Source organism: Thermophilibacter provencensis, from assembly GCF_900128445.1.
In the GTDB taxonomy this organism is placed as follows: Bacteria; Actinomycetota; Coriobacteriia; order Coriobacteriales; family Atopobiaceae; genus Thermophilibacter; species Thermophilibacter provencensis.
On record NZ_LT671417.1, the window covers coordinates 1,299,049 to 1,315,783 of the forward strand.

Here is a 16,735-nt window from a genome sequence, read left to right on the forward strand (position 1 = left end):
ATCTCCATGACCGACCCGATGATCCAGATGCAGATGGACGACCACATCCGCGCTGCCCTGCGCGAGGACATGCCCTTCGGCGACGTCTCCACCGCCGCGGTGATGCCCGGGCCGCGCCCCGGACGAGTCCGGCTCATCGCCAAGGCGGAGGGCGTGATCGCTGGCCTCGCGGTCTTCTCGCGCGTCTTTGCGCTGCTCGACCCCGCGACGCGCGTCATCGCCGACGTGGCGGACGGGGAGCGCGTGAGCGCGGGCCAGCACGTGGCCACTGTGGAGGGCGACGTGCGCGTGCTTCTGGAGGGCGAGCGCACCGCCCTCAACTACCTGCAGCGCATGAGCGGCATCGCCACCTATACGGCCGGCATCGCCGCCGCGCTCGAGGGCGCGGCCACCACGCTCGTCTGCACGCGCAAGACCACGCCCGGCATGCGCCTCTTCGAGCGCGAGGCGGTGCGCCTGGGCGGCGGCAGCCTGCACCGCTACGGCCTCTCGGACGGCGTGCTGCTCAAGGACAACCACATCGACGCCGCGGGCGGCGTGGCCGAGGCCGTTGCCATGGCCCGCGCCACCGCGCCCTTCGTGGACAAGGTCGAGGTGGAGTGCGAGAGCCTCGAGATGGTCCGCGAGGCCGTGGAGGCGGGCGCCGACATCATCATGCTGGACAACATGTCCCACGACGACATGGCCGCCGCCATCGCCCTCATCGACGGGCGCGTCCAGACCGAGGCCTCGGGCAACGTGGATGCCGCCAACGTGGGGCGCTACGTCGACCTGGGCGTGGACTTCGTCTCCTGCGGCGCGCTCACGCACTCCGCGCCGATCCTCGACCTCTCGCTCAAGCACCTGGAGGTCCTGGGGTGAGCGCCGGCTCCGGGGACGCCCGTCGCGAGAAGATCATGGGGGCCCTGCGCGGGTCCGAGAGCCCGCTCTCCGGGGCGGCGCTCGCCGAGAGGTGCGGCGTGAGCCGCCAGGTGGTGGTCACCGACATCGCGCTCCTGCGAACGCGGGGCGAGAAGATCGTCTCCACCAACCGCGGCTACGTCCTTATCGCCGACGGCGCGCCGCCGCGGCCCGCCCGCCTGTTCAAGTGCCGCCACACCGCGGAGCAGACCGCCGACGAGCTCACCTGCGTCGTGGACCTGGGCGGGCGTGTGGAGGACGTCTTTGTGAATCATCGCGTCTACGGCAAGGTGTCCTCCGAGCTGGGCATCTCCAGCCGTCGCGACGTCGAGCGCTTCATGGCCGAGCTGGCCTCGGGCGTGTCCGCCCCGCTCATGGAGGTCACGAGCGGCTATCACTTCCATCACGTGAGCGCCGGAAGCGAGGAGGCGCTCGACGAGGTCGAGCGCGCCCTCTCCGAGCGCGGCTACCTCGCCGAGCCCACCGACTACGAGGCGGCGACCTTCTCCTGACGTGCCTCGAGCGTCCGGGGCGCGGCGAGCATGCCCTGGCGCACGGATGCGGGCGCCGACGGGCAAAGTCCGTGCCAGCGGGCATGCTCGGCTGACCCGCGCGTCAGTCCGCCCACCTCCCGCGCCCTTCTCGCGCATCCTCCTCCGCCGCTCACAGGCGAGAGGGACCATGGCAGGGCGCGGGGCCCTCCATGACGTTTGGGTATACTCCCTACGTTCAGGCAACCGTCAGAGAGGTGGCAGCGCATGGAGGATCTCGAGCCCTCGATTCCCCGCACGCCGGCGCAGGCCGTGCTTCGCATGGTCTCCATCCTCATGGGCATCATCGGCCTGCTCGTTCTTCTCGGCGGCATCGCGGTGCTCGTGGGGAACGTCATGGGGCTGCTCCCGGGCGGCGACATCTGGACCGCGGCCACCTTCGGCGTCATGATCGTCGTCGCGGCGGGCCTGCTCATCCTCACCGCGGCGCTGGGTATCGTCGCCTCCAACAACTCCGCCCGCGTCGAGCCCTACCGCTTCCTGTGCTACCTCGTCGGGCTCGCCGTGCTGGTTGCCATCGTCTGGGGCTGGGGCGTGGGGTCGTTCATCCTGTTCAACCCCATCGTGCTCACGACCACGATCGTCTACGTGCTCATCTGCTCGCGCCTTGCCGACAGGGTAAAGGAGGAGCACGACAACGGCGTCCGCGGCGAGACCTTCCTGCGCTCGCGCCACCAGCGCGTCCTGCACCTGCTCTCCGAGCTGATCATCCTCAAGGGCGTGGTGACGATCGTGGTGATTGCGGTGCTGGCCGCCGCGCTCGTCGTGTACGGCGAGGGGGAGCGCGCCGTCATCTCGGGCGTTCCGGTGACCGTCTCCGACACGCTCTATGCCCTGCTCGCCGTCGGCGGGCTCTCGTCGGGCGTCAGCGTGCTCGCGGGCGGGCTTGGCATCCGGGGGTCCAACCGGCCGCAGAAGATCGTGCCCTTCCTCGTGCTCGCGTCGATCGTCTGCGCCTTCGGCCTCGTTCGGGTCGTGGGCATGTTCCTCGAGCACGGCATCCTCGGCGTCCCCTTTGACGCCGTCTTTGACCTGCTGTTCATGAGCGTGTGCGTGTACCTGGCCATCCGCGTGCTGCGCCAGCCCACGCCCGAGGAGCTTGCCGCCGCCGCGGGCGTTGCGCTCGTCTCGGGCCAAGAGGAGTGATCGCGCCGATTCTCCGCAGATTTGCCAGAAAGGACTCTCATGACCAACGGGACCATGCTCCAGGGCTTCTCTTGGTACCTTCCCGCCGACGGATCGCACTGGCGTCGTATCGCCGAGCAGGCCGCAGACTTTGCCTACCAGGGCATCACCGCCGTCTGGCTGCCTCCCGCCTACAAGGCAGAGAAGGGCGCCGAGGACGTGGGCTATGGCGTCTATGACACCTATGACCTGGGCGAGTTCGACCAGAAGGGGAGCGTCCGCACCAAGTACGGCACCCGTGCCGAGTACGAGGCCGCCGTGCGCGCGCTGCAGGCAAGCGGCATCCAGGCGCTCGCGGACATTGTGCTCAACCAGCGTCTCGGGGCGGACGGCTGCGAGGACGTGGTCGCTCGCGAGGTGCAGTCCAACAACCGCGAGGTCGTGCTTGGGAACGCGCAGACCATCTCCGCGTGGACGCGCTTCGACTTCCCCGGCCGTGCGGGCGCGTACTCGGACTTCACCTGGGACTGGACGTGCTTCCACGGCGTGGACTGGGACGATCACGCCAAGCGCAAGGCCATCTTCCTCTTTGACGGCAAGCACTGGGACAGCGCCGTGGACCGCACCGAGAACGCCAACTACGACTACCTCATGGGTGCGGACGTGGACGTGAACGACCCGCGCGTCTTCGACGAGCTCGTGCGCTGGGGCTGCTGGTACGTGGACGCCTGCGGGCTGGACGGATTTCGCCTGGACGCGCTCAAGCACATCGACCGCGGCTTCTACCTGCGCTGGCTCGACGCCGTGCGCAAGCACGCCGGCAAGGAGCTCTTCACGGTGGGGGAGTACTGGGGCCGCACGGCGGACGAGCTCGCGGCCTACCTCGGCGAGGAGAAGGCGCTCTCGCTCTTTGACGTGCCGCTGCACTACAACCTCTACGCGGCGTCATGCTCCAACGGCGGCGTGGACCTCTCGAGGATCTTCTCGGGGACGCTCGTGGAGCGCGACCCGGTGCACGCCGTGACCTTCGCCGAGAACCACGACACGCAGCCCGGCCAGGCGCTGCAGTCCTTTGTCCAGACGTGGTTCAAGCCCGCCGCATACGCCCTCATCCTGCTGCGCGAGGCCGGCTATCCCTGCGTCTTCTATGGCGACCTCTACGGCATGCCCAACGACGGCAACATCCCCGCGGTGCTCGAGCTGCCGCTGCTCATGGAGATCCGTCGCCGCTTTGCCTACGGCGCGCAGCACGACTTCCTGGACGCTCCGGACGTGATCGGCTGGACGCGCGAGGGCGATGCCGAGCACGAGGGTAGCGGCGTGGCGGTGGTCCTCACCGACCGCGACGGCGGCGAGAAGCGCATGTTCGTGGGCGCGGGCCACGCCGGCGAGACCTGGGCCTGCGTGGTGGGCGAGCAGGACGACGTCGTGGTGGGCGACGACGGCTGGGCCACCTTCCGCACGCTCGGCGGGCGCCTCTCGGTCTACCTGCCGGAGAAGACGGCCGATGCGCTGGAGAACGACCGCCAGCTCCACCGCATCGGCCGCGAGATCGCGGAGGACACCGAGGAGATGCGCGTGTAGGGACGCGTAGCCCGGGATTTCCGGACATCTCGGTTTACGCGTTCAAAACCTGAAACTATCGGACGCGCAATCCGGGATTTCCCCTCCAAATGATCAAGAATCCCGGCTTGCGCGTCCTTCTCGCCATGCGCAAGCCGGGATTTCCGGAAAACATGAGCTACGCGTTCTCTGCGTGCCTACAGCTCGAGCTCCATCAGGCGGGCGATCGCCACGATGTAGATCTTGAGCGCGCGGCGCAGGGCCTCCTCGGAGACCGCCTCGTCGGGGCCGTGCTCGCTGCCCACCCAGGCGGGTTTGTCGGGGTCGAAGTCGCCGGGCCCGAAGGCGCAGGCGCGGGCGAAGTGGCGGGCGTACGTGCCGCCGCCGATCGTGAACGCCTGGGCGTCCGGCTTCCCGGCGTACTCGGCGTAGGTGGCGAGAAGCGCCTGGATCTCCGGGCTGTCGGGGCTGATGTAGAACGGCGCGTCGCCGGAGGTCTGCTCAAAGGCACAGCCGTGCGCGGCGGCGAGCTCGCTCAGGCGCGCGGTGATGGCCTCGCCGGTCGTGGTGGTGGGGTAGCGCGAGTCCACGGTCTGCACGAAGCGGCCGTCGACGGTGCGGATGGTGCCGGCGACGCAGGTGAGCTCGCCGAACTTGTCGTCGGCGGCGGCGATGCCGGAGGCGCGGCCGTAGGCGTCCTCGGTGAGGGTCACCAGGAGCTCGAGGAAGTCCCGCTCGCCCGCGCCCGCGAGGCCCTGCGCCAGCAGGTAGCGCGCGAGCACGCCGATGGCGTTCACGGTGCCGGCCGGCATCGAGGCGTGGCCGCCGATGCCCGTGGCCGTGATGCGCACGAGCCCCTCGCCGGCCGGCTCGACGGCGATGCGCTCCGCCGCGGGCAGCGACGCCGCGTCCGCGCGCACGAGGGCCGTGGCCTGGCCGCAGATGGCGTTGGGGACGGTGCCGCCGTCGAGCTCCACGATCTTCTCGCCGGCCACCTGGCCTGAGGTGAAGCGTCCCTGGTAGAGGCCCTTCTCGCCGCAGATCAGCGGGAAGTCGGCGTCGGGGGAGAAGCAGAAGAGCGGCTCGGGGTAGCGCTCGAGGTAGTACGGCACGTCGCCCATGCCGGTCTCCTCGTTGTTGCCGATGATGCAGCGCAGCGTGTACGGCAGCTCCTGGCCAGCGTCGACGAGGCGCTGGAAGAAGTGCGCCGCGTAGAGCGAGAGCACGAAGGGGCCCTTGTCGTCCTGCACGCCGCGCCCGACGAGGTAGCCGTCCTTGCGCGTGACCTCGAGCGCGGGGAAGTTCCAGCCAAGGCCCAGCGGCACGATGTCGGTGTGGGCGATCGTGGCGATGTGGCGCTCGGGCCCGGAGGCGCCGGGGACGTCGGCAAAGCCCAGGTAGCCGTCGACGTCCGTGACCGTAAGGCCCAGGCGCTCGGCCATCTGCTCGGCCTCGACGAGCGCGCCGTTGGAGGCGGGGCCCCAGGGCTTGCCAGGCTCGGCGGCGGAGAGGTCCTCCACGGACTCGTGCCGCACGAGGCGGTCGATGTCGGCGACGACGTCCTCCCACACCTCGTCCACGTAGGCGTCCACCTGCTGCTTGAACTGCTCGTCCACCATGTGCCCTCCTTGCGTCCTGCGCCGCGGCGCGTGCGTTCTTCTCGCCGTCCATCTTAGCGCGGGTCTCGCCCGGGAATGACGGCGGGCGTCGGGGACCATCGCGCGCCGAAACAGAGCGTCCGGACAAAAACCTCCCCGCGCGGGGGCGTTTTTGTCCGGACGCTCTGTCTGGGCGAGGGGGGCATGCCGGGGCGTGCCCGGCGAGAAGAACGGGCGAGAAGAACGGGCGGGGCGCCCTACACCACGAAGAGCAGCGCCGAGAGCGTGATGCAGACGCTGCCGGCGAGCGTGAACAGGTGGAAGACGAAGTGCAGGTAGGGGACCTTCTTGACGGCGTAGAAGACCGCCCCCACGGTGTAGCTCAGCCCTCCCGCCAGAAGCAGCCAGAACGCGGGCGGCGGCAGGAGCTCCCAGAGGTCGCCCACGCGAAAGACCACGAGCCAGCCCATGAGCACGTAGACGGCCGCGGTGAGCCAGGCCGGCTGGCGCTCGCGCAGCAGGCACTCGGCAACGATCCCCACTGCAGCCACGACCCACACCGCCACGCACAGCTCGAGCCCGCCGCGACCGGAGAGCGTGATCAGCGAGAAGGGCGCGTAGCTGCCGGCTATGAGCAGGTAGATGCCGCAGTGGTCGAGCACGCGGAAGACCGCCTTGGCCTTCTCGGGCGCGAGCGCGTGGTAGAGCGTGGAGAAGAGGTACTCCACGATGAGCGAGATCCCCATGATGAGGGCCGCCGCCAGCCGCACCCCGCCGCCGTGCGAGACGGAGACCACGATGAGCAGCACGAGTGCCGCGATGGCGAGAAGGACCCCCACGCCGTGGCTCACCGAGTTGGCGATTTCCTCGCCGAGCGAGTAGAGCCGCTTGCGCACGCTTCTCTCGCCTGGCACGTCCTGCCTTGTGTCGGTTGCCTCTGACATGTCTCTCCCTCCGTCGGGGCGCCGGGGTGCCCGCAGGTTGGCGCGGCCGGCCGTCCGCCGGATGCGACGACCCATGCCAACGAAGCATACCCTTCCAGGGGCGGGAAGAGGCCCCTGCGGGGAAATCTACTCCTATCGGTAACCATGCTGAAGCCGCCGCGGGTCCCTTCCCGCACGAAAAAGGCGCCGTCCCGTGCTGGGACGGCGCCCGACGGCAGCCTACGGAACAGGGGCGCAAGGCCTACTCGCCGGCCGCGGCCCGCCGCCCCAGCTCGACGCAGCCGAGCACTCCCTGGTTGTCGTTCAGACTCGGGGCGACGATGTAGGAGTCGATGTCCTCGAGCTCGGGCGCGGTGATGTAGCCGCCCAGGTAGTCGAGGGTCTTCTCGCGCACGAGCGGGTAGAGCTGCTCCTGGTGCATGACTCCGCCGCCCAGGATGATGCGGCGCGGCGAGTAGCACAGCACGAGGTTGTGGCACATCTGGGCGAGATAGCTCGCCTCGAGCTCCCAGACCTCGGGGCGGTCGGCGAGCTCGGTTCCCTTGGCCCCCCAGCGCCGCTCGATGGACGGCCCGGCCGCCAGGCCCTCGAGGCAGCTGTCGTGGCTCGGGCAGACGCAGGGACCCTCGTCGCCCGGCATGCGGTTGAGCAGCATGTGGCCGGCCTCGGGGTGGAGCATGCCGTGCAGGAGGCGTCCGCCGCACATGACCCCGGCGCCGACCCCCGTGCCGATGGTCACGTAGACGAGGTCTGCGATTCCGCGGGACTCGCCGAACGTGGCCTCGCCGAGGCACGCCACGTTGACGTCGGTGTCGTAGCCCACGGGCACCCCGAGCGCGTCGACGAAGGCCGCGCGAAGGGCGTACCCGCGCCAGGGGAGCTTGGGGGTCTCGAGGATCGTGCCGAAGGAGGGGCTCTCGGGGTCCACGCAGGTGGGCCCGAAGGCGCCGATGCCCAGGGCGTCGACCCCACGCTCCCCAAACCAGCTGGTGAGCGAGGGAACGGACTCCTCGGGCGTGGTGGTGGGGAAGGACTCCCGCTCCAAGATCTCGCCCTGCTCGGTGGCCACGGCGCAGACCATCTTGGTCCCGCCCGCTTCGAGTGCTCCGATGCGCATGCTGTCTCCTATCAGTCGCCCGGCCCTCCGGGCGACTGCGGGCCGTTGCCGACGCTCACAATATACCTCTCGGGAGCCGCGCATGTGGCATCGGTCTCACATCGCCCCGCGAGAAGGCCGGGCCAGGGCCGCCGGCGCGCGGGTCTGCGCCGCGAGCGGCGCCTCGAGGCAGCCCGCGCCGCCCGGACTCGAGGCGCCCGTCGAAGGACGTCCCGTCCCCGGGCCCGTGCGGCCCTCAGCAGACGCGTCGGCCGGCCTGCGCCTCGCCCGCGCCTCGCGGTGCCGCGTCGCGCTAAGATGGGAAAAGGACCTATGCCAGTCGCGCCGCGATTTGAGGAGGGGCTCACATGGTGCTTCCGTTTTCGAGGAAGGGCGTCACGTATCCCATGCGTGGCTCGGTGTACTACGCCAACCTTGCCGTCATCTCGGTGCTTCTCTTTGGGCAGCGTCATCCTCTACGCCGTGGGGCAGGGCGGTACCGACGTGCCCACCCAGGTGAGGGCCGCCGGCGCATACGCCCTCCCCGTCTCGATCTATCTGCTCGGCGCGCTCATCGGAATCATCTTCGTGCGTCGCGCCAGCGTGACCGTGCCCTCCGCCGCCCAGGTCGCCAGTCGCGCGGCGAGCGTGGTCAGCCTCGTGACGCTGCTCGCCGCCATGGTCCCCTACCTGATGCCGGAGGTCCCCCAGGGGATGACGCTGCCCGCGACGCTCTTCTGGAGCGTGTTCGGGCTGCCGATCGTGTCGTTTGCGCTCGGCTTCGTCTATGCGTTCGCCTGGGCACCGATCACGGGGAGCGCCGCTGACCTCTTCGCCCGCGAGGCGGAGGAGCGTCGCGTGGCCCGCGAGGCGGAGGAGGAGCGGGCGGCCATGAAGGCCAGCTCCGAGGCTCGCGCCCAGCGTCGGGCCGCTCGGGCCCGCCGCGCGGAGGAGAAGCGCGCCAAGAAGGCAGGCAAGCCGGCGGGCAAGAAGAAGGGCAAGCTGGGCTCCCGCTGACCCCCCCCCGGCGCGCCTCAGAGGACGCTGATGTCTCGAATCTCCCCGCGGCTGCCCTCGTAGCGAGAGACCGAATACTCGAACGGCGTGCCGTCGTCAAGAAACCCCGCCTGCGCAATCTCGAGCATGGGAATGCCCGGCGTTGTGCTGAGCCTCTTGGCCTCCTCCTCGGTTGCGGGCACGGCGCGAATGATTCTGTGGAAGCTCGAGATCTTGAGACCCAGCGCGTTGCGGAGGTAGGCGTAGACCGAACCATAGAGATGGGCGCGCCTGAGCCCGGGGATGAGGTCGAGGGGCATGTAGGTGTACTCGGTGACCATGGGCTCTTCGTCCAGGCAGCGCACGCGGCAGATGCGATAGGTAAAGTCCTCGCGGCTGATGCTCAGGTGTCTGGCAACGTCCTGCGGCGGGTTGACGATCGAGAAGTCGTAGACCACGGAGCTTATCTCCTTTCCCGTGGCCCTGTGCTTCTCGGTGAAGCCGGCGGCTCGGTCCGACTGCGAGAACATGAAGGAGTCGACCTCGGGGTCAGCCCCGGCGTCGACGGGTCCCAGGCCTGTCTGCTCGAGAAGCTCGGTGGTGTTCTTCACGTAGGTTCCCGACCCGCGACGACTGGAGATGAGGCCCCGCTCGGTGAGCAGCTCGATGGCGCGCTTGATGGTGATCTTGCTCACTCCGTAGGCCTCGCAGAGCTCGACCACGGTAGGGAGCTTCGCATTAGGCTTCAGGGCGCCCGATTCGATGCTGCGCTGGATGTCTGACGCGATGGACTGGTACTTCAGCATGGTGGCTCCCTTCTTGGGGTGGAGGGCGGAGAGACTGTCCGTGAACGGTAGAAATCGAGCCGCCAACGGTGCTTCTCGCCGGGTCGTTATTCTATATCTGCCGGCTTTTTGCCGGTTGGTGTTGCGCTGAGGTCAACTAAACCGCAGGTCAACGTGGCTTCTTCCTCAACTTCCCTTTCTTATTTCCTAAGTGTAGCGCGACTATTCACTCAGAAATAATCCTCAACAGAACAATTAGAGCGCTATAATCTAAATAACAAAGCGTGATAAAAAAACCGCATCACGCTTGAATCAGCAGTAGCGAGAACGGAGGGCACATGTCAGGTCCAACTCTGCCCGAGAACTTCTTCTTCGGGGCGGCGATGTCCGGTCCGCAGACGGAGGGAGGATGGAACGTAGGCGGCAAGCTCGAGAACGTGTGGGACACCTGGTCCAACGAGGACATCGAGGCGTTCCACAACCGCGTGGGCTCCTACGTGGGCAACGACTTCATGCACCACTACAAGGAGGACCTTGCCATCCTCAAGGGCCTCGGGCTCGACAGCTTCCGCACGTCGATCCAGTGGAGCCGCCTGCTCGACGCGGACGGCAGCATCAACCCCGAGGGCGCGGCCTGGTACCACGAGCTCTTCCGCGCGGCGCGCGAGGAGGGGCTCGAGCCCTTCGTGACCCTCTACCACTTCGACCTCCCCACCTATCTCTTCCGCCGCGGCGGCTGGGAGAGCCGCGAGACCTGCGAGGCGTACGCGAACTACGTCGAGAAGGCGCTCCACGAGTTCGGCAAGGAGGTCCGGTACTGGTTCACGTTCAACGAGCCGAGCGTCGAGCCCGAGAACCGCTACTGGCACGGCGGCTGGTACCCGCAGCACCACAGCTTCCGCGAGGCCGTGGTGGCGCAGTACAACATCTCGGTCGCGCACGCGCTCGGCGTCGCCCGCTACCGCGCGGCGCGCGAGGAGGGCGCGCTCCGTCCGGACGCGCGGATCGGCATCGTGTGCAACTTCAGCCCCTCCTACACCAAGGAGGACCCGAGCGAGGCCGACCTCGAGGCGCTGCGCATGAACGACGGCCTCACCACGCGCTGGTGGCTCGACCTCGCGACCAAGGGCAGCCTGCCCGCGGACGTGCTCGAGACCCTCGCCCGCCTCGGGACGCCCGTCCCGGCGCGCCCCGGCGACGAGGAGGTCCTGCGCTCGGGCGTCGTGGACTGGCTCGGCTGCAACTACTACCAGCCCTGCCGCGTGCAGGCGCCGAGCCGCGACCGCGACGAGTGGGGCAACCCGCTCTTCGCCGAGCCCTACGTCTGGCCCGAGCGCGTCATGAACGAGAGCCGCGGCTGGGAGATCTACCCCAAGGGCATCTACGACTTCGGCATGAAGTGCCGCGACGAGTACCCCGACCTCGAGTGGTTCGTGTCCGAGAACGGCATCGGCATCGAGGGCGAGTACAAGAACCGCGACGAGAGCGGCCAGATCCAGGACGACTACCGCGTCGACTTCGTGCGCGACCACCTCGCCTGGATCGCCCGCGCGATCGACGACGGCGCCAAGTGCAAGGGCTACCACTACTGGGGCCTCATCGACAACTGGTCCTGGGCGAACGCCTTCAAGAACCGCTATGGCTTCGTCGAGGTCGACCTCATGGAGAACTACGACCGCAGGCCCAAGAAGTCCGCGGCGTGGCTCAGGGAGGTTGTCGCGACACACGTGGTGAAGTAGGTCCTCGGGCCGGACCGGGGGGGAACGGTCCCGGGCTCCCTCCCCTCGGTTCGGCCATCGGATACGCGTCCCCTGGAGAGGGGCGCGATGGCACGGCTGATGTTTCCAACAGTTCAGTTAGGAGTGAAAGACATGGCCAACGGACAAAGCTTCCTCGACAAGTTCGCGGAAGTCTCCGCCAAGGTCGGCAACCAGGTGCACCTGCGCAGCCTGCGCGATGGCTTCGCCACCATCATGCCGATCTTCATCCTCGCCGGCATCGCGGCGCTGCTCAACAACGTTGTCTTCACGTTCCTGTGGAGCGCGGACCCGAGCAGCCCCGGGCTCTTCCCGAACGCCGACGTGCTCGCCACGGCCCAGTACTGGGGCAACTCGCTCACGCAGGGCGCGCTCTCCATCTCGGCCATCCTGCTGTGCGCCATGGTGGGCTACAGCTTCGCGAACAACAAGCGCTTCGACAACCCCGTCTCGTGCGTGGTGGTGGCGCTCGCGGTCTTCTTCATCATGATGCCGCAGACGGTGGCTGCCAACCTTGCTGCGTCATCGCCGCTCTACGTGGCCGAAGAGGTGACCACCGCTCAGGTCTCGAGCGCGTTCATCACCAACTACACGGGCACCAACGGCATGTTCACCGCCATCATCATCGGCCTGTTTGCGCCCACGCTCTTCATCAAGGTCTCGGGCGTCGAGAAGCTGCGCATCAAGATGCCCGAGGGCGTGCCGCCCGCGGTCGAGAAGTCCTTCAACGTCCTGATCCCGATGCTGCTCACCCTGGGCGCCTTCGGCGTGCTCTCGATGGTTCTCCACGCAGGCTTCCAGACTGACGTCACTGCTCTCATCAACACCTTCATCCAGACCCCGCTGCGAGCCCTCACCACCAACCCGATCGGCCTCGTGGTGATCTACTCGCTCGGCGTGTTCCTGTTCACCCTCGGCATCCACCAGTCCACCATCAACGGCGTGCTCGTCGAGCCCGTCCTCACGGTCGTGCTCGTCGAGGCCACGAGCGTGTACAGCTCCGGCGGCATCGACGCCGTGATCGCCCGTCCGGACCTGTGGCTCAACATGAACACCATCAACGTCTACGCGCTCATGGGAGGCTCGGGCTGCACGCTGGCGCTGCTCGTCGCAACGTTCATCTGGGGCAAGTGGCGCCCCTCCCGCGAGGTTGCCAAGCTCGGCATCCTGCCCGCCATCTTCAACATCAACGAGCCGGTCATCTACGGCTACCCGATAGTGTTCAACATCCCGCTCATGGTTCCGTTCGTGCTCAACACCATCATCGGCATCCTCGTCGGCTACTTCGCCACGGTCATCGGCCTCGTCAGCCCCACCTGCATCCAGGTGCCCTGGACCACCCCGATCATCGCCTCGGGCATCCTGTCCACGGGCGGCGACATCCGCGCGGGCATTCTCCAGATCGTGCTGCTGGTAATCTTCACGCTGATCTACCTGCCCTTCATGAAGGCATCGGAGACCGCGCAGCGCAAGCAGTTCGAGATAGCTCAGGAGTAGTCGCGTAGTTCCCCCCGCCCCCTGCGGACGGGCCATGCCAGCTCGTCCGCAGAGGGCGCCCCCCGGAGGGGCCCCATGCCAAGAAGCGGTGACCGTCATCTGGCGGTCGTCGGATGCAACGGACCGGTATGCCGGTCGGAAAGGACAGATCATGAAGATCATGCTGTGCTGCAACGCGGGCATGTCCACGAGCCTGCTCGTCCAGAAGATGCAGAAGGAGGCCGCGAGCCGCGGCGAGGAGGTCGCAATCGAGGCGCGCCCGATGAACGAGGCCATGGACCACATCAGCGAGGCCGACGTCATCCTCCTTGGGCCCCAGATCGGCTACGCGAGGGGCGACTTCGAGAAGGCCGTCGAGGGGCGCATCCCCGTCGCCGTCATCCCGATGGTCGACTACGGCCGCATGAACGCCGCCAAGATTCTCGACGACGTCAAGAAGATGCTCGGCTAGCCGCGAGCACCCGACCGCAGAGAGGAGAGGTCTGATGGACGAAGAGATGGAGATGATCTGCTTCCAGATCATCAGCTGCGTGGGCACCGCCAAGTCCTGCTACGTCAACTCGATCGCCAAGGCCGAGGAGGGTGACTTCGAGGCCGCCGAGGAGCTCATCAAGCAGGGTGACGAGGCATACGCCGCCGGGCATGACGTTCACATGCAGCTTCTGACCTCCGAGGCCAACGGCGAGCGCAAGGGCACCCCGCTGCTGCTCCTGCACGCCGAGGACCAGATGGCGAGCGCCGAGACCTGCAAGCTCATGGCGCAGAACTTCGCCAAGGTCTACCGCGAGCTTCTCGAGCTCAGGGGCGTGGCGAGCGCGTAGCGCGAGGCCGCGCCGGCGCCTGGGAGCCGGGCACAACCGCATGTTCATCGCACGTTGAAGGGCGCTGCCGGAGACGGTGGCGCCCTTCTGAGAAGGGGAGCGTTTCAGACAGAAGGGAGCCAGGCATGGCCAAGAAGAACGAGAGCGCACAGGGAAGCCGCCCGATCAAGATCGCCACCATCGGAGGAGGATCGAGCTACACTCCCGAGCTCGTCGAGGGCTTCATCAAGCGCTACGACTCCTGTCCGGTGCGCGAGCTGTGGCTCGTCGACGTCCCCGAGGGCGAGGAGAAGCTCGAGATCGTGGGAGGGCTCGCCCAGCGCATGGTCGAGGCGGCGGGCCTGCCCATGGAGGTCCACCTCACGCTTGACCGTCGCGAGGCGCTTGTCGGCGCAGACTTCGTGACCACGCAGTTCCGCGTGGGACAGCTCGACGCGCGCATCAAGGACGAGCGCATCGCCCTCAAGCACGGCCTCATCGGCCAGGAGACCAACGGCGCCGCGGGCATGTTCAAGGCCCTGCGCACCATCCCGGTGATCTTCGACATCATCCGTGACATGGAGGAGCTCTGCCCCGACGCCTGGCTCGTCAACTTCACCAACCCGGTGGGCATCGTGACCGAGGCCGTCCTGCGCCACACCAGCTGGAGAAGGATTATCGGCCTGTGCAACTGTCCGATATCCATGCGCTTCGGCATCGCCAGGTGGATGGACGTCGACCCCGACCGCGTGCGCATGGAGCTCTCAGGCCTCAACCACCACTTCTTCGTGACCGACGTCTACATCGACGGGAAGAGCCGCTTCGAGGAGGTGCTCGAGCGCTACTGCGAGCTGCCGGTTGAGGAGCTGGGCACCATGAAGAACATCATGGCCATCCCCTGGTCCAAGCGTCTCATCCGCGGCCTACGCGCCATTCCGGTGAGCTACCTCAACTACTACTTCTCCACGCGTGAGGAGCTCGAGCAGCTCGAGAAGGACTATCAGGCCCACGGCGTGCGCGCAGAGGTGGTCAAGCAGGTCGAAGCCGAGCTCTTCGAGCTCTACAAGGACGCCGAGCTGCACGTCAAGCCCAGGCAGCTCGAGGAGCGCGGCGGCGCCCACTACTCCGACGCGGCCTGCTCCGTGATCGACTCCATCGTGAACGACCGCGGCGACATCCAGTACGTCGACGTCCAGAACAAGGGTGCCGTCACGAGCCTGCCCTACGAGAGCGCCGTGGAGTGCGCGTGCGTCATTACCGGTGACGGTCCCAAACCCATCGCAGTGGGAGAGCTCTCTCCGGCCATCAACGGCACGATTCAGATGATCAAGAGCTTCGAGCGCATGGTCGCCGAGGCCGCAGTGACCGGAAGCAAGGACGTTGCCGTGGCGGCCCTGGTCGCCAACAAGCTCTGCGACTCCGACGCGGTTGCCAACGAGGTCTTTGATGAGCTCTGCGAGGCACACAGGGACTATCTGCCGCAGTTCTACAACGAGGATGGATCGCCAAGGGAGGCTCTACGGCGCAGCCAGGCCTGCGCCCTGGTCTAGCGAGCCGCGCGCTCAGCGCTGGTCGACCTGAGATGGCTCGTGCCGCAGCTTGACGACCGGTCTCATGCGCCGCGGGTATAATGCTCACGTTGCACGCTGTCGTTGCGCCGTGGGGACAGCATAGCCCGACGCGCGTCGAGAGAGGACGTCGTGAAGAAGTCTACGTTCATTGGTAACTTTGTCGCCTGGGTCATCGTGGCGGCGCTGGGCATAGCGTTTCTCGCGTGGTATCACATGACCGACTTCGAGGTCGTCTCTGCGGCCATCGGTGACTCCGCGCTCGTGCAGCTGGGGGTCGTGCTCGCCTCGCCGCTGCTGCTCTATGCGATTGGCGTGCTCATCGGCCTTCTGCTCGTGAGGTTCAAGCGCATCAGGATGGGGGGCGTCGCCCGGACGGTCTGCCTCGTGCTGGCGCTGCTCGCCCTCGCGTTCGTGCTGCTCGCCGGGGTGCCCGCGCTTGCGCCGGACACCGCGGGGACGCTCATGATCCCGACGGTGGTGGTCGTCTACGTCACGATGGTGGCGCCGATCATGGTCATGTTCTTCGGGTTCCTCTACGCGCTGGGCCTCGCGCCGGCAGACGCCTCCAAGCGCGGGCCGCTCTCCCGGCACCTGCCGGACGAGCGCGCGGAGTAGCCGCCGGGCGTTGCGTCGGCGGCCCGCTTGACGAGACCTTCCCTGACGAGGGCGGGTCAAGCGGGCGTTGAGGGGCGCCTCTCTATGCCGGTTATAATTTGAAGTTCTGATTTTCGCCCGTGACCGTCCTTCTCGCGGAGAGGAAACGCATGGAGTTCGTCATTCTCTATCTGCTCGTCAACATCGCTGCCGGCGCCGCGGCGTGCTTCTTCGGAAAGAAGCTCTTCTACGTGCTGCTCGGCGTGCTCGTGTTCATCGGCGTCTTCAACGTGGCGCTGGGCTCCACGGACGCCTCGCCCGTGTCGCTCGCGATCGGCGCGGTGCTCGGCGTGGTGGCCGCGCTGCTCTCCAAGTACGCCTACAAGGCGGGCGTCTTCATCGTCGGTCTGCTGGCCGGCGCGGCGCTCGGCTTCATCGTCACCATGCTGCTGCCCCAGGAGGCGACCGACTACCTCGGCATCATCATGGCCGTGGCGGGCGTCCTGCTCGGTCTTGCGGCCGTGCACTGGGCCGATGCCGCCGTGCGCTTCGGCACCGCCTGGGCGGGCTCGTCCTTCCTCGTGCCCAACGTGCTCGCCACTGTGCTGGCCTTCGGGCAGCTCGCCGCGTGCGCGGTGCCCGGCGACGCGCTCGCGACCTTCGACTCCCTCACGGCCTTCGTTGGCGGGGACTTCGCCGCGGCCTATGCGACCCCCATTCTCGTGGGCACCATCGCGCTCACCATCGTGGGCTCGATCGTCCAGACGCGCACGGAGTAGCGAGCGAGGCGGGGCGGGAAAGCCGTCGCTGCCTCGACCCCGCCGTACCCCAGCACTAGCGAGACAGAGAATCCGGACAGAAATCGCCTCCTAGGAGGTCGATTCTGTCCGGATTCTCTGTCTCGGTGAATCTGGGGAGTGATGCGTGGGGGGCGGGGCCGTCGCCCCGCCCCTGCGTC

Annotated in this window: 16 protein-coding genes; 12 read left to right on the plus strand and 4 right to left on the minus strand. The window is 67.6% G+C overall.

What is annotated here, in order from left to right:
* Positions 1-6 precede the first annotated feature (6 nt).
* From nadC to BQ7391_RS05905, 4 genes are all read left to right on the plus strand, one after another.
* Positions 7-861, plus strand: coding sequence for a carboxylating nicotinate-nucleotide diphosphorylase (gene nadC / locus BQ7391_RS05890; protein WP_075279750.1), 855 nt, complete (start codon positions 7-9; stop codon positions 859-861).
* Complete coding sequence (locus tag BQ7391_RS05895; protein ID WP_235858629.1) at positions 858-1,412, plus strand: transcription repressor NadR; 555 nt, start codon at positions 858-860, stop codon at positions 1,410-1,412. Before nadC ends, BQ7391_RS05895 begins: the two co-directional genes overlap by 4 nt.
* 246 nt (positions 1,413-1,658) lie before the next feature.
* Positions 1,659-2,597, plus strand: a complete 939-nt coding sequence (locus BQ7391_RS05900; protein WP_075279751.1) for a hypothetical protein — start codon at positions 1,659-1,661, stop codon at positions 2,595-2,597.
* A 39-nt stretch (positions 2,598-2,636) separates the two neighbouring features.
* Entirely contained in the window at positions 2,637-4,160 is a 1,524-nt protein-coding gene (locus BQ7391_RS05905) for an alpha-amylase (RefSeq protein WP_075279752.1), read from the plus strand.
* A gap of 176 nt (positions 4,161-4,336) precedes the next feature.
* Here the strand turns inward: BQ7391_RS05905 and BQ7391_RS05910 are convergent, their stop codons facing one another.
* The 3 genes from BQ7391_RS05910 to BQ7391_RS05920 form a co-directional block, all read right to left on the minus strand.
* A complete protein-coding gene (locus BQ7391_RS05910) occupies positions 4,337-5,758 on the minus strand; it encodes a Sapep family Mn(2+)-dependent dipeptidase (RefSeq protein WP_075279753.1) in 1,422 nt (473 codons plus the stop codon).
* A 236-nt stretch (positions 5,759-5,994) separates the two neighbouring features.
* On the minus strand, positions 5,995-6,681 hold the full coding sequence (gene trhA, locus BQ7391_RS05915; RefSeq protein ID WP_075279754.1) for a PAQR family membrane homeostasis protein TrhA: 687 nt from the start codon (positions 6,679-6,681) through the stop codon (positions 5,995-5,997).
* A 241-nt stretch (positions 6,682-6,922) separates the two neighbouring features.
* Positions 6,923-7,798, minus strand: coding sequence for an ROK family protein (locus BQ7391_RS05920; RefSeq protein ID WP_075279755.1), 876 nt, complete (start codon positions 7,796-7,798; stop codon positions 6,923-6,925).
* Positions 7,799-8,236: 438 nt separating this feature from the next.
* On the opposite strand from BQ7391_RS05920, the gene BQ7391_RS05925 reads away from it, so the two are divergent.
* Positions 8,237-8,794: a hypothetical protein gene (locus BQ7391_RS05925; protein ID WP_075279756.1), complete on the plus strand. Its 558-nt coding sequence runs from the start codon at positions 8,237-8,239 to the stop codon at positions 8,792-8,794.
* 17 nt (positions 8,795-8,811) lie between these two features.
* Here BQ7391_RS05925 and BQ7391_RS05930 read toward each other — a convergent pair whose 3' ends face one another.
* The gene (locus BQ7391_RS05930; RefSeq protein WP_075279757.1) at positions 8,812-9,579 is read right to left on the minus strand and encodes a GntR family transcriptional regulator; all 768 of its coding nucleotides are present in this window, start codon (positions 9,577-9,579) and stop codon (positions 8,812-8,814) included.
* A gap of 317 nt (positions 9,580-9,896) precedes the next feature.
* Between BQ7391_RS05930 and BQ7391_RS05935 the strand changes: the two genes are divergently transcribed.
* From BQ7391_RS05935 to BQ7391_RS05965, 7 genes are all read left to right on the plus strand, one after another.
* On the plus strand, positions 9,897-11,297 hold the full coding sequence (locus BQ7391_RS05935; protein WP_075279758.1) for a glycoside hydrolase family 1 protein: 1,401 nt from the start codon (positions 9,897-9,899) through the stop codon (positions 11,295-11,297).
* A 132-nt stretch (positions 11,298-11,429) separates the two neighbouring features.
* A complete protein-coding gene (locus BQ7391_RS05940) occupies positions 11,430-12,812 on the plus strand; it encodes a PTS sugar transporter subunit IIC (protein WP_075279759.1) in 1,383 nt (460 codons plus the stop codon).
* A gap of 151 nt (positions 12,813-12,963) precedes the next feature.
* Positions 12,964-13,263 carry a PTS sugar transporter subunit IIB gene (locus BQ7391_RS05945; RefSeq protein ID WP_408033463.1) on the plus strand — a complete coding sequence of 100 codons (300 nt, stop codon included), beginning with the start codon at positions 12,964-12,966 and terminating at the stop codon, positions 13,261-13,263.
* Between the two features lie 34 nt (positions 13,264-13,297).
* Positions 13,298-13,633, plus strand: a complete 336-nt coding sequence (locus BQ7391_RS05950) for a PTS sugar transporter subunit IIA (protein WP_075279760.1) — start codon at positions 13,298-13,300, stop codon at positions 13,631-13,633.
* A gap of 125 nt (positions 13,634-13,758) precedes the next feature.
* Positions 13,759-15,162, plus strand: a complete 1,404-nt coding sequence (locus BQ7391_RS05955; protein ID WP_075279761.1) for a 6-phospho-beta-glucosidase — start codon at positions 13,759-13,761, stop codon at positions 15,160-15,162.
* A 150-nt stretch (positions 15,163-15,312) separates the two neighbouring features.
* Positions 15,313-15,798 carry a hypothetical protein gene (locus BQ7391_RS05960; RefSeq protein WP_075279762.1) on the plus strand — a complete coding sequence of 162 codons (486 nt, stop codon included), beginning with the start codon at positions 15,313-15,315 and terminating at the stop codon, positions 15,796-15,798.
* A gap of 149 nt (positions 15,799-15,947) precedes the next feature.
* Complete coding sequence (locus tag BQ7391_RS05965; protein WP_075279763.1) at positions 15,948-16,556, plus strand: hypothetical protein; 609 nt, start codon at positions 15,948-15,950, stop codon at positions 16,554-16,556.
* The last annotated feature ends 179 nt before the right edge of the window (positions 16,557-16,735 follow it).